A 13,052-nucleotide genomic window follows, 5' to 3' on the forward strand; every position below is an offset into this window, starting at 1 on the left:
CCTTGCGCTGCGGACTTGTTGTCGGTACTTCAGGTTCCTGTCAGATGGGTTATCCGATCTGACGCACACTCACATTCGGCAACAACGCATCCACCTTGCCGCGCTCCGCAAAACCGGTTTCTTCGGATTCCGCATTCGCCACCCCGCAAGCCACGGCCAGGCGCAACGCTTCTTCCAGCGGCAAATCCCGCTTGACCGCCACCGCCATGCCGGCAAGAAAGCAATCGCCGGAACCCACCGCATTGCGCAAGCGCGCCGATGCAAGTTGCGCATGCCACACACCGGAAGCGTCCGCGGCAACCGCGCCCAGTTCGCCCAGCGTTACCACCGGCATGGCGATGCCGCGCTCGCGCAGTGCCATCACCGCCATCTGCGCGGCCTCGATATTGATCACCGGATGACCGACCAGCGCGCTGATCTCGTCACGATTCGGCTTCACCAGGAACGGCTTCGCATTCACGGCCTGGCGCAATGCCTCGCCGCTGGCATCGACCAGGCAGCGTTTGCCCAGGCCGCGCACATAGTCGATCAAGCCGGCATACAAGTTGTCGGCAAAGCCGCGCGGCAGGCTGCCGGAGAGAACCACCAGATCACTTTTCTCCGCGCTGCGGCCAAATTCACGCAGCAGATCATCTTGCTCGAGCTGGTTGAGTTGCGGCCCCTGCCCCAACACCTCGGTAATGCTGCCGCCCGCTTCCTGCAGGGCCAGGCATTGGCGCAGCTCGCCTTCGATCTCCACGCCGCGGAACAGCACGCCGCGCGCACTCATCTGCCGTGCGATGAACTGCTGATGCGCATCGTCGACCGGGCCGACCAGACGCACGTGTTCGCCCAGCGCGGCAATGGTCTGTGCCACGTGTACGCCCTTGCCGCCGGGATAGACTTTTTCCTCGCGCACGCGATGCACTTCGCCGGGCGTCAGCGCATCCACCTGGATGAAGCGATCGATCGCGGTGTTGAAGCCGGCTACGGTAATCATGGCGTTGTCCTCATCAGGGCCTGCGCTTCGTCCGCCGTGGCCTGGCGCGTGGTGCCGCCCATGCCGCGTGTGGACAAGCTGCCGCATGCACTGCCCCAGCGCATGCAGTCGGCCCATGGCTTGTCACGCAACCACGCGTGCAGGAAACCGGCATCGAAGGAGTCGCCGGCGCCGGTGGTATCGATGGCGTCGATGGCATACGCGGGCACGTCCAGCCATTCGCCATCATGCAGGCTGGTGCAGCCTTGCTGTCCGCGCTTCACCACGGTGCGCGTGTGGCCGTTCTGCACGAAGCGCAAGGCGGCATGCAGATCGCTGCAAGCGGTAATGGCCAGCAGTTCTTTTTCATTGGGCAGGAAAATGTCGACGCTGCTCGAGGCTTCCAGCACATCGCTGCCCCACTGTTGCGCCGGATCAAAACCCGGATCGAGCGACGTGCTGAGCCCGGCCGCCTTCGCGCGCGCGAACAGTTCCCGGCAACTCGCGCGCAAGCCCTTTTGCAGGTAATACGAAGAGACATGCAGATGGCCGGCGCGCTGCAGCCATTCGTCCGCGACGTCGTCGGCGTGCAGTTCCGACATGGCGCCGGGAAAGGTCACCAAGGCGCGATCGTGCGGCGTGGACAACGATGCCGTGACACCCGTGCGCAACGCCGCATCGGGACGCAGCGAGGACACATCGACACCAGCATCGCGCAAGGCCCGCAGGCAGAAATCACCGGAGGCGTCCGCGCCCAGCAAGCCATGAAAGCTCACCGGGTTGCCCAGCCGCGCCAGGCCCATGGCGCAGATCATCGACGAACTGCCCGGCGTCATCAAAAAATCATCGGCCAGCACTTCATGCCCCGGGGCGGGAAAGGCATGGCAGCCCTTGAATACGAAGTCGACGTTGATTTCGCCGATCACCAGGATGCGCGCACGCGATGTCATGGCATGGCTCCATGCAAGGCGAAATCCTCGACCACGCGCGTCAGCACGCCTTCGGAAGGCGCATCCGGTTTGCCGCCCAGTTCCAGGCAGCGGCAGAACGCCAGCAGCTGCGCGGCTACCACGCCTGCCAGCAAGGGAGGTATGTCCGGATTCGACGCACTGGGCGACGTATTGATCGCCACATCCCCGGCCGACAGCACGTCGGCCGGAATGTCATCGCCCACCACCAGCTTCGCCATGCCTAGCTGCTTGCGCGACAGTTCGCGCAACAGATCGCACTCGTAGGGACGCACGGCGGGATCGGCCGACAGCATTGCCACCACCAGCGTATGCGGATGCACGAACGACATCGGCCCATGGCGCAGGCCGAGGAAGGTCTCCGCCATGGTGACCACCTTGCCGCCGGTCATCTCCAGCATTTTCAGCGCGCCTTCGCGCGCCGCGCCGAAGGCCGCGCCACTGCCCAGGTAGACGGCCGCATGCATGTCGCGCCGTGCCAATGCGGCGATCGCATCCACATGCTGATCAAAGATGCCTTGTGCATTCGCCGCGGCCTGCTCAACGGCATCGGCAGTCAGCGCATCACCCAGCAGGCCCAGCGCGCCGAGCAACAGGTTGGTGAAGCTGCTGGTCATCACCAGGCTGCGGTCGTTGGTGCACTCATCCAGCACCAGCGCGCTCGCGCGTGGCTCGTCGCGGTAGTGCGTGGCCAGCTTGCCTTCGGCATTGCAGGTAACAAACAAGTGCCGCCATGCCGGCGCCTCGCTCAGCAAGGTATTCACCACCGCGGCACTTTCCGGGCTGTCGCCCGAACGCGCCAGCGACACCAGCAAGCCCGGCCCCGGCGGCAGTACGCTGCGCCAATGCGTGAGCAAGGTGCCCGCGGCGATCGCCTGCACCGGGATGCCCAGGCTCGCCTGCAACAGCGGCGCCAGGCATTCGCCGATGTAGATGGAACTGCCCGAGCCCGTCAGCACCAGGTGTGCCGGGCGCGGATCGAGGGCGTTGGCCAATAACGACTGGGCCGTGGGAGCGTGGATCCGCTGCAAGGTGTCCCGCCAGGTAGCGGGTTGCTGCAGGATCTCGCGCAGCGTGTCGGCATAGCCGGCGGCCTGCTGCGCCTCGGCGGGCTTTTCCAGCAGCATCGCCAGCGTGTCGTTTTCTTTCGTTTTCTTATGAAGACTTGACATTTTATCCAATTCGCCCGAATGTGAAACCATTCGATGACGACTCCAGAGTATTCGAAATGAAAGATCACTTACAAGAGCCTTCAAAAACTTCCGAAAACTTTTCGAAACTTGCGCTTTCCCACGGCAAGCGAACCCGCCTATGGCGCCTCATGTACGGCCACGGCCCGCGTAACGGCAGCCTGCTGGTGCTGCCCCTGGACCAGGGCCTGGAACACGGCCCCACCGATTTCTTTCCCAACCCGCCGGCGATCGACCCGGATTACCAGTTCCGCCTTGCCGTGGAGGGTAATTTCTCCGCCATCGCCGTGGGCGTGGGCCTGGCCGAAAAGTACATGGCCGAGTGGTGCGGGCGAATTCCGCTGATTCTCAAGCTCAATGGCAAAACCAACATCCCGACCGATGCAGAGGCTACCTCGCCGCAGTTCGCCTCGGTGGAAGATGCCGTGCGTCTGGGTGCGGACGCGGTCGGCTACACCATGTATGTCGGTTCGCCGCGCCAGCATGACGAGTTCCGCCAGTTCGAAAAAGTGCGCCAGGATTGCGAACGCTTCGGCATGCCGCTGGTGCTGTGGTCGTATCCGCGCGGTGCGGCCATCGATGCCAAAGGCGGCAAGGGCAGCCTGTATGCGCAGGATTATGCGGCACGCGTCGCACTGGAACTGGGCGCGGACATCGTGAAGCTGCACGAGCCCGATGACAGCACCGCCAACGTACCCAAGCCATACGACACGCTGCAGGAAGATGCATCGGCACGCACCCAGCGCGTGGTGCGTTCGGCCGGACGCACCATGGTGCTGTTCTCCGGCGGCGAGAAGAACGACGACGACGCGGCCGTGCTGCGCAAGGTGGAGTTCTACATGGCCTCCGGCGCCACCGGCGTGATGTTCGGCCGCAACATGTGGCTGCGTCCGCTGGAGCAGGCGATTGCGCTGGTGGGGGAAGTGCAGCGGATCATGGCGAAGTATCCGCGTTGAACGCGGGCCTTCCTACGCCAGCAAGCTTGTAGCTTGCCGCGATCAAGCTCCCTCCCCTGCGACAGTAGGGGAGGGCTGGGGTGGGGTTGCTTGAGCTTTAGCGTGGCGCCAAAGTCTTCGTGGCTTCTGACTGCATGAAGCACATGGCGCCGCCATCGGCCCCTGCCGCTCGCTGCGCTCGCACCCCACCCTAGCCCTCCCCTACTGGCGCAGGGGAGGGGACGCATCCTGGCAAGCGCGAGATATACGCCTTAACGTGGCGCCATGGGCACTAACCCCACCGACAAACCAGCAGCGATGTCACGCAACCAACGCAAACCCACGCCATCCACCTGGTCCTTCCGCACCCAAACCCGCGCCGGCTGCTTCTGCTGCGCCCCGCCGCGCGGCGCCGGCACCATCCAGGCAAGCGGCAAGAACCCGCTGCAAACCGCGCCCGCTGAGCGCAACAGCGACCTGCGCCTGCAAGACTTCAAACCGCGCAGCATGCTGCGCGTACCCAGGCACCGCATCGAACGGCCGCGCTTTCCGGTGATCGATGCGCACACGCATCTCACCTGGTCCACCCATGTGCGCAACGGCGTGTCGGTGGGCGAAGACATCACCGTGTTCGCCACGCCGGAAGAACTGCTGCCGGTGATGGATCGCAAAGGCATCCGCACCCTGGTCAATCTCACCGGCGGCGTCGGCAAGGGCCTGGAACAGAGCATCGCGTTGTTCGACCGCGCCGCACCGGGGCGTTTCGTCACGCTCACCGAGCCATCGTTCGAGCACTTTCCCCAAGCGAACTACCCGCAGCTGCAGGCCGATGCCATCGCCCATGCGCATCGCGTCGGCGCGCGCGGCTTGAAGCTGCTCAAAACGCTGGGCCTGTACCTGCGCGAACAACTCGACAGCGGCCCGCTGGTCGGCGTGGACGACCGCCGCTTCGATCCCATGTGGGAAGCCTGCGCCGCCTACGGCATGCCGGTGTTCATGCACGTCTCCGATCCGGAAGCATTCTTCCTGCCCACCGACGGTTACAACGAACGCTACGAAGAACTGAGCAAGCATCCGGACTGGTCGTTCTATGGCCCCGAATTTCCCAGCAACGAAGCCCTGCTCGCCGCGCGCGATCGCGTGATCGCGCGCCACCCCAACACCACCTTCGCACTCATGCACGTCGGCAACTGGGCCGAAAATCTCCAGGCCGTCGCCGAATGCCTGGACCGCTTCCCCAATACTCTGGTGGACATCAGCGCACGCATCGGCGAACTCGGCCGCCAGCCGCGCGCGGCGCAGCGCTTTTTCGATCGCTACCAGGACCGCATCCTGTTCGGTACCGATGCCGTGCCTTCCCCTTATGGCGACGACGTACCGCAACAGCTGTTCGGCGACGAGCTCTACGAGATCTACTACCGGTTCCTGGAAACCGAGGACGAATACTTCGACTACGCTCCTGCCGAAACACCCCCGCAAGGCCGCTGGTCCATCTACGGCCTGGGCCTGAAAGACAGCGTGCTGCGCAAGATATACCATGACAACGCCGTCCGACTTCTAAAGCTTCCGCCATGAGTGAACCCCGCGCCGCCGCCCCCACGCAACGCCTGCTTGTCGAAGAGCGCCGCCGCCTGATCGTCGAACACATCGAAACCAACGGACGCGCCACCGTCGAAGAACTCGCCGCCCGCTTCGGTACCTCCACCGTCACCATCCGCAACGACCTGGAATCCCTCGCCCGCGTCGGCGCCATCGCCCGTTCGCACGGCGGCGCCCTGCCCGCCACGCAAGCGTTCACCAACGACGTGCCCTTGAACATCAAGGAAACACGCTCGCACCCGCAAAAAATGCGCATCGGCCAGGCCGCGGCCAAGCTCATCCATGACGGCGACACCATCATCCTGGACTCCGGCTCCACCACCGCGGAAATTGCGCGGCAAATCCGCCAGATGAAATTCGAGTCGCTGACGGTGGTGACCAACGCGCTCAATATCGCGCTGGAGCTTTCCGGCCTGCCCAACATCCGCGTGATGATGCTCGGCGGCCTGCTGCGCCCCACCGCTTATTCGCTGGTAGGCCCCGATGCCGAACAGGCGCTGTCGCGCATTTCGGCGGACAAGCTGTTTTTGGGCGTGGACGGCATCGATCCCACCGTCGGCGTCACCACGCCCGATCCGCTGGAAGCATCCCTCAACGCCCTGATGATTCGCGCAGCCCGCGAAACGATTGCCGTGTTCGACGCCAGCAAGCTGGGTCAACGCAGCCTTTCGGTGATTACACCGGTATCGACCTTGAATACGGTGATTACCGACGAGAGCGCACCGGAGGAGATGGTGGAGGCGTTGCGTAGTGCGGGCGTGAGTGTGATGGTGGTTTAAATAGACACGTGTAGGTTGGGGTGAGCGAACGCGAACCCCAACATCGCCATGCACACGCGCTCCGAATGTTGGGGTTCGCATACGCTCACCCCAACCTACGCTACGACAGCTGCGCCCGCTCCAACGCCGCCCCCTGCCGTTCCAACCGCGGCCCCAAATAACAATGCGACCCACACGGCAGCAAGCCCACCTCGCGAAACTCCCGCAAATACCACGCCGGTGAGCGCAAGCGCAGCTCGTGCCGGTCACCTTCCAGGTCGTCGCGGTTGGTAAATACCTCCAGAAACGCGATCCCCTCCAGCATCTCTCCGATGCCGACCAGGCCCGCGCGAATCTCCGCCGGCTTGAGATAATGCAGCACATCCGTGCACACGATCACATCAAAACGCGCATCGAAGCGCAGTTCCGCCAACTGCCCGAAGCGCGCCAAGCCAATATTCCGGCGGCTGCCATAACGCCGCACCACATACTCGCTGGCATCCAGCCCGCGATACTCGACACCGGGCCGCAAGGCCAACAGCGGCGCCCGCCACACGCCTTCGCCGCATCCCACGTCCAGCACGTTGCGAATCGGCCGTCCCAGGTAATACTCCGCCTGTGCCACCACCATCGCCACCTTGCGCTTCAAGGCCGCCGTGGAGCGCACGGCATGCTGCGGATCGCGGTACCACTTGTCGAAATAGGCCTGGTCGTAAGTCTTGCGCATGCTTTCCTCCGTTAGGGCAAGGATGGTAACCGCGCTTTAACAGACGCAGCGCAAATTCGTGAATCACAGCCGAATATTTCTTTACGCTTGAACCTGGCCCGGTCAGCGTAGGCGGCAACCGGACGTTGAGAGCCTATGTGCCAACGGGGGAGCCGCCAACCATGCCCGCACCACGCTTGAAATACCTGGGCCTGCTGTTTATTGCCATCACACCGCTCGCCGCGGCATTACCGCTGCAGGCGGCAGGCCATGCGCCATTGAGCGCGGACGATATCGCCTGGCTGCGTCGCGCCAGCTTCGGCCTGGACAGCGCCACCGTCGAGCGCTATCGCGAACTGGGCCGTACACGTTTCCTTGATGAACAACTGGCCGGCGGCGACGATCCCCTGCCGCCGGCCATTGCGCCGTTGATCAACAGCTATGAGGTCTATAACACCTCCCCCACCAAGCTGATCGCCGATTACCGTGCCGAAGCAAAAGAAGTGAAAGCGGTGGACGCGGCCGACACCAGCGCCAAGGAGATGGCCAAGAAAGATTTCCAGATGTACCGCCGCGGCCTCTACAAGCAAAGCGCGGAAGTGGAGTTGCTGCGCGCCATCTACGGCCAGAACCAGCTCAAGGAACAAATGGTGTGGTTCTGGCTCAACCACTTCAATATTTTTGCACCCAAGGCGGCGGTGGGCCTGTTCGCCACCGATTACGAAGAGAACGCCATCCGCCCGCATGCACTGGGCAAGTTCAAGGACCTGGTGATGGCCACGCTGGAAAGCCCTGCCATGCAGCTGTACCTGGACAACGCCCATAACGTGCGCGGCAAGACCAACGAAAACTACGCCCGCGAGTTGATGGAACTGCACACGTTGGGCGTGCATGCCGGTTATACGCAACAGGACGTGCAGCAGCTTGCCTTGATCCTCACCGGCGCCGGCATCATGCCGCAGCGCGGCCCCAACGTTATCGACGGGATCGATGGCAATTTTCTCAACCGGCGCCCTGGCGTCGTGCGCAACGGCTTGTTCGTATTCCTGCCGCAGCGGCACGATTACACCACCAAGGAATTCCTCGGGCAGACCATCAAAGGCAGCGGCTTCGATGAAATCGACCAGGCGGTGGACCTGATCGTGCATCAGCCCGCCTGCGCACAATTCATCTCGCACAAGCTGGCCGCCTATTTCATTGCCGACGATCCGCCGCCCGCGCTGGTGAACGCGATGGCGGAAACCTTCCAGCGCACCGATGGCGACATCGCGGCCGTGCTGCGCACCATGTTCCTGTCCAAATACGCCACCACCGGCTCCGGCAAGAAATTCAAGGACCCGATGCAATTCGTGGTGTCTGCGATGCGCATGAGCTACGACGGCAAGCCGATCACCGATGCCGATCCGCTGGTGAACTGGCTCAACCAGATGGCCGAGCCGATGTACGGCCACATCACGCCCGATGGCTATCCGCTGGACAGCGCCAGCTGGTCCAGCTCCGGCCAGATGGCCAAGCGCTTCGACGTGGCGCGTGCAATCGGCAGCGGGCGCAACCGGCTGTTCGCCAATGCAGACGGTGAGGTGCAACGCCCCGATCCACCGATGTTGAATACCGCCCTGTTCCAGCAAACCCTGGAGCCCACGCTATCGGCCGCTACACGCGACGCGCTGGCCAAGGCGCAGTCGCCGGCGGAGTGGAACACCTTCCTGCTGTCCTCACCCGATTTCAATTACCGCTGAGAGGCGCCATCATGAACCGTCGCGAATTTCTGCTCGCCACCGCCAGCGCCGCCGCGTTACCCGCGCTGTCTTTCTCCGGCCGTCTGTTTGCAGCACCCGCCAACTCGCCGCGCTTTCTGTTCGTGTTCCTACGCGGCGGCTACGACTGCAACAACTTCCTGGTGCCGTACAGCAGCGATTTCTATTACGAATCGCGTCCGACCATCGCCATCGCCAAGCCGGATCAAGGCAACCCGAACGCGGCGCTGCCGCTGGATGCCGACTGGGGCATGAACCCGGTGCTGCGCGATTCGATCTATCCGCTGTGGCAAAAAAAGCAGATCGCCTTCATTCCGTTTGCCGGCACCGACGATCTCTCGCGCAGCCATTTCGAAACACAAGACAGCATCGAGCGCGGCGAACCCTTGAACGCCGCCAGCAATTACCGCTCCGGCTTCCTGGCGCGCCTGTCCAGCCAGCTCACCGGCGTACCGGCCATCGCCTTCACCAACAGCCTGCCGTTGAGCTTCCAGGGCGCAGGCAAGGACATTCCCAACATCTCGTTGAAGGGCAATACCAAGGCGAATTTCGACGAGCGCCAGTCTTCCATCCTGGCCGGCATGTACAAGAACACCCCGCTTGCCTCCGCCGCCGCCGATGGCCTGAGCTTGCGCAGCTCGGTATCGATGGACCTGCAAAAAGAAATGACCGCGGCCAGCCGCGGCGCACCGAACGCGTCGGGCTTCGCGCAGGAAACGCAGCGCATTGCTGCTTTGATGCGCGACCAATACCGCCTCGGCTTCGTCGACGTCGGCGGTTGGGATACGCACGTCAACCAGGGCAACGTCACCGGCGGCCTCGCCAACAACTTGCGCAACCTCGGCAACGGCCTCGCCGCTTATGCCGCCGCGCTCGGCAACGAGTGGAACAATACGGTGGTGGTAGTCGTCTCCGAATTCGGCCGTACCTTCCGCGAAAACGGCGATCGAGGCACCGATCATGGCCACGGCACCGTGCACTGGGTGCTGGGCGGCAAGGTCAATGGCGGCCGCATCGCCGGCGAACAGGTAGCGGTAACGCAAGAGAACCTGCTGCAGAATCGCGATTACCAGGTGCTCAACAATTATCGGAATGTGTATAGCGGCTTGCTGGGACGCATCTGGGGCTTGCGTGGCAATCAGTTGCAGGATGTGTTCCCACAGGCGAAGCCGCGCGACCTGCAATTGGTCTAACTGCAAGCGTCGATCTCACGCTCGCCAGGATACGTCCCCTCCCCTGCGAAGTAGGGGAGGGCTAGGGTTAATGCTCCGAACTTAACATTAGCTGCAAGGTATTTTGCGCCTTACGTCTAACGGCATGACAAGTCGGTACAACTTGACACTAGCCACGATGCGCTCCCTCCCCTGCGGCAGTAGGGGAGGGAGCTGATCACGGCAAACAACAAGCTCCTTGGCTTAAATTGGCTGCAACGCAAACACAGATTTTCATATCAACCTGCATCAACATCGCGAACATTGACCCTCAGCGAGATCTGCCGCATGCGCCTCACCGCTCTCACGCTGTCGCTAAGCTTGCTGCTTACGTCCACCCTCGCCCACGCAGCCACCAAAACCCCGTTCACCCCCAACGACATCGCCTGGCTACGCCGCGACAGCTTCGGCCTGAACTCCGTCACCGTTGCGCAATACCGCGCACTAGGCCGCAACGCACTGCTGGCCAAGCAGCTCAACAACCAACTTGGAGATACCCTACCCGCCCCCATCGCCGCGCAAATCGACCACTACGACGCCTTCCACACGCCGCTCGACCAATTACTCAGCTCGCTGCAACAAGAACAACAACAATTACGCAGCATCCCCGACGGCCCCGAAAAACAGGCCGCCAACAAGGCCATCCAGCAGCGCGGCAATCAGATCGGGCTGCAGGCACAGCAAGCCGAACTGCTGCACGCCATCTACGGCCCGAACCAGCTCAAGGAACAACTGGTGTGGTTCTGGCTCAACCACTTCAGCGTCTACGCCGCCAAAGGACGCGTGCGCTGGGAACTGGCCGATTACGAAGACACCATCCGCGCCCATGCACTCGGCAAATTCCGCGACCTGGTGATGGCGACGCTGCAAAGCCCGGCCATGCTGGAATTTCTCGACAACGCACAAAACGCCAAAGGCCACGTCAACGAGAACTACGCGCGCGAATTGATGGAACTGCACACCCTGGGTGTCAATGCCGGCTACACCCAGCAAGACGTGCAGCAACTCGCCTTGATCCTTACCGGCGTCGGCATCACCCCGGTGGATGGCAAGCCGCAGAACTTCAACCCGAAGCTGGCGCCGCTGGTGGTCCGCGACGGCTTGTTCGAGTTCAACCCGCAGCGCCACGATTTCAGCGACAAGCAACTGCTCGGCAAAACCATCAAGGGCAGCGGCTACGATGAAGTGCAGCAAGCCGTCGACCTGATCGTGAAGCAACCGGCCTGCGCGCAATTCATCTCGCGCAAGCTGGCCGCCTATTTCGTGGCCGACAACCCGCCACCGGCGCTGGTCAACAAAATGGCGCGCACGTTCCAGCGTACCGACGGTGATATCGCACAAGTCATGCGCGTGATGTTCCAGTCGCCCGAACTGACATCCGGTGCCGGCAAGAAATTCAAAGACCCCATGCAGTTCGTGGTTTCATCCGTGCGCCTGGCCTACGACGGCTCGCCCATCGTCAACGCCCAGCCGCTGGTGAACTGGCTCAACCAACTGGATCAACCTTTGTTCGGCCGCATCACCCCGGACGGCTGGCCGCTCGACGGCGACGCCTGGTCCAGCTCCGGCCAGATGGCCAAACGCTTCGACATCGCCCACGCCATCGGCACCGGCAACAACCAGCTCTTCACGCCCGTGGGCAGCTCCGCGCGCACGGCCGGTTTCCCGATGCTCACCACACGCCTGTATTACGACGCTATCGATCCATATCTGTCGAAAGCAACACGCGATGCGTTGGCGAAGGCGACCTCGCAGCAGGAGTGGAACACGTTCCTGCTGTCGTCGCCGGATCTCAATTATCGCTAGCACGTAGGTTGGGGTGAGCGCACGCGAACCCCAACATCGCCATCGACAGACAACGTTGGGGTTCGCCTACGCTCACCCCAACCTACGCAAGCCTGCGGCGAGGCGCGCCATCTAGTTTCCATTGCGCCTATTCGCGATCGCCAACGCGCCGATATTCCCCTTCCATCACCCGCTCCCAATTCACACCGCCATCGAACGAACTCTCCAACACCAGCCGATAAACGCCATCCACCACCCACTCATAAATGTGCCGCGTCTGCCCGCGCTGCGAACTGCGCAGAAACACCAGCCGCTTCCCATCCCAATGCCCGGTAGCCGGCTGCGACGGCGCGAAGCCATAGCTGTCGAACCAATACAAGGCGTACTCGCCGGGCTCCTGCTGCGCCACGAACACCGCGTGCGCCTGCAACGCCAGCTTGCCATCGCGCTCTTCGCGATAATCCAGCAGCAGCGCCTTGCCACCAAGATCAAACCGCGCACTCACCTTGCCCATCGCAGGGCCACCCTGCCCCCAGCGCGTGGTGGCGATGGTTTCCTCGCCAAGCCATTCGCCTACCAGCGCACCCAGCACATTGCGTTCCAGAACTTCCATGACGATCACTCCTTCGCGCTTCCCGCCACCAGCAAGTGCTTGGCGAGTTGCCCGTGAAGATAACCCAAGCCGCGCACGATATGCAGCGTAGCGAACACCATCACGATACCGATGATCGACGCGCAAATCGTTCCCGGCCAGCCACCCCACCAGGACACCCACTCACATACTGTCGCCGATCCGTTGCAGCTGGCGTAAGGAACGCCAAACGCCTCCAGCACCACCTTTGCGATCGGCGCCAACGCCAGCGCCAGCGAGGTGGCAAGCAAGGTCACGGCGAGCGTGAAATAGGCGATACCCAGCGGCAACATCATGAACATGTAGAACAGCGTGCCCCAGGTGCGCGGATCACTGAACACCGCGCCGATGCGCTGCCAGAACGACATGCCGCGGGTGGAGAACGCCGGCCGGCGCGGCATGCGCACGCCCAGCATGGTTTCCACGATGCGCCCTTCCATCAGCGACAACATGCGCACGGAACCCAGGAACAGCAGCGCGAACGGAATACCGATGATCAACACCATCAGCCCGGCCGACAGCGAAACGCCCGTCACCGCCCAGGTGAAATAGAA

At 62.8% G+C, this 13,052-nt stretch carries 12 protein-coding genes; 6 read left to right on the forward strand and 6 right to left on the reverse strand.

Features of this window, described 5'->3' with window-relative positions; translation table 11 throughout:
* Positions 1 to 49: 49 nt before the first annotated feature.
* From VMA74_RS20040 to VMA74_RS20050, 3 genes are read right to left on the reverse strand one after another with little or no spacing between them, the layout of a single operon-like run.
* A complete protein-coding gene (locus tag VMA74_RS20040; protein WP_325370220.1) occupies positions 50 to 979 on the reverse strand; it encodes a 1-phosphofructokinase family hexose kinase in 930 nt (309 codons plus the stop codon).
* Positions 976 to 1,908 (reverse strand): carbohydrate kinase family protein, encoded by a 933-nt coding sequence (locus VMA74_RS20045; RefSeq protein ID WP_325370222.1) that lies wholly within the window; start codon positions 1,906 to 1,908, stop codon positions 976 to 978. Before VMA74_RS20045 ends, VMA74_RS20040 begins: the two co-directional genes overlap by 4 nt.
* Complete coding sequence (locus VMA74_RS20050; RefSeq protein WP_325370223.1) at positions 1,905 to 3,098, reverse strand: tagatose-6-phosphate ketose isomerase; 1,194 nt, start codon at positions 3,096 to 3,098, stop codon at positions 1,905 to 1,907. The genes VMA74_RS20045 and VMA74_RS20050 overlap by 4 nt, the downstream gene beginning before the upstream one ends.
* A 149-nt stretch (positions 3,099 to 3,247) precedes the next feature.
* On the opposite strand from VMA74_RS20050, the gene VMA74_RS20055 reads away from it, so the two are divergent.
* The 3 genes from VMA74_RS20055 to agaR all read left to right on the forward strand — a co-directional run bounded on the left by VMA74_RS20055 (position 3,248) and on the right by agaR (position 6,429).
* A complete protein-coding gene (locus VMA74_RS20055) occupies positions 3,248 to 4,072 on the forward strand; it encodes a fructose-bisphosphate aldolase (RefSeq protein WP_325370224.1) in 825 nt (274 codons plus the stop codon).
* 297 nt (positions 4,073 to 4,369) lie between these two features.
* Positions 4,370 to 5,626 (forward strand): amidohydrolase family protein, encoded by a 1,257-nt coding sequence (locus VMA74_RS20060; protein WP_325370226.1) that lies wholly within the window; start codon positions 4,370 to 4,372, stop codon positions 5,624 to 5,626.
* Positions 5,623 to 6,429 (forward strand): transcriptional repressor AgaR, encoded by an 807-nt coding sequence (gene agaR / locus VMA74_RS20065; protein WP_325370228.1) that lies wholly within the window; start codon positions 5,623 to 5,625, stop codon positions 6,427 to 6,429. The genes VMA74_RS20060 and agaR overlap by 4 nt, the downstream gene beginning before the upstream one ends.
* A gap of 100 nt (positions 6,430 to 6,529) precedes the next feature.
* On the opposite strand, the gene VMA74_RS20070 is transcribed toward agaR, so the two are convergent.
* Positions 6,530 to 7,135, reverse strand: a complete 606-nt coding sequence (locus tag VMA74_RS20070; RefSeq protein ID WP_325370230.1) for a class I SAM-dependent methyltransferase — start codon at positions 7,133 to 7,135, stop codon at positions 6,530 to 6,532.
* 161 nt (positions 7,136 to 7,296) lie between these two features.
* Here VMA74_RS20070 and VMA74_RS20075 point away from each other — a divergent pair, with 161 nt between their 5' ends.
* The 3 genes from VMA74_RS20075 (at position 7,297) to VMA74_RS20085 (ending at position 11,888) form a co-directional block, all read left to right on the forward strand.
* Complete coding sequence (locus VMA74_RS20075; protein WP_325370232.1) at positions 7,297 to 8,853, forward strand: DUF1800 domain-containing protein; 1,557 nt, start codon at positions 7,297 to 7,299, stop codon at positions 8,851 to 8,853.
* 11 nt (positions 8,854 to 8,864) lie between these two features.
* Positions 8,865 to 10,064, forward strand: a complete 1,200-nt coding sequence (locus VMA74_RS20080; RefSeq protein WP_325370233.1) for a DUF1501 domain-containing protein — start codon at positions 8,865 to 8,867, stop codon at positions 10,062 to 10,064.
* A gap of 306 nt (positions 10,065 to 10,370) precedes the next feature.
* Complete coding sequence (locus tag VMA74_RS20085) at positions 10,371 to 11,888, forward strand: DUF1800 domain-containing protein (RefSeq protein ID WP_325370235.1); 1,518 nt, start codon at positions 10,371 to 10,373, stop codon at positions 11,886 to 11,888.
* Between the two features lie 127 nt (positions 11,889 to 12,015).
* Here VMA74_RS20085 and VMA74_RS20090 read toward each other — a convergent pair whose 3' ends face one another.
* Positions 12,016 to 12,480, reverse strand: coding sequence for a DUF1579 family protein (locus VMA74_RS20090; RefSeq protein ID WP_325370237.1), 465 nt, complete (start codon positions 12,478 to 12,480; stop codon positions 12,016 to 12,018).
* Positions 12,481 to 12,485: 5 nt separating this feature from the next.
* Positions 12,486 to 13,052 (reverse strand): sensor domain-containing protein (locus VMA74_RS20095; protein WP_325370239.1); only part of this gene is annotated, 567 nt, incomplete at its 5' end.

It is taken from the genome of Dyella sp., from assembly GCF_035508675.1.
Classification (GTDB): Bacteria; Pseudomonadota; Gammaproteobacteria; order Xanthomonadales; family Rhodanobacteraceae; genus Dyella_B.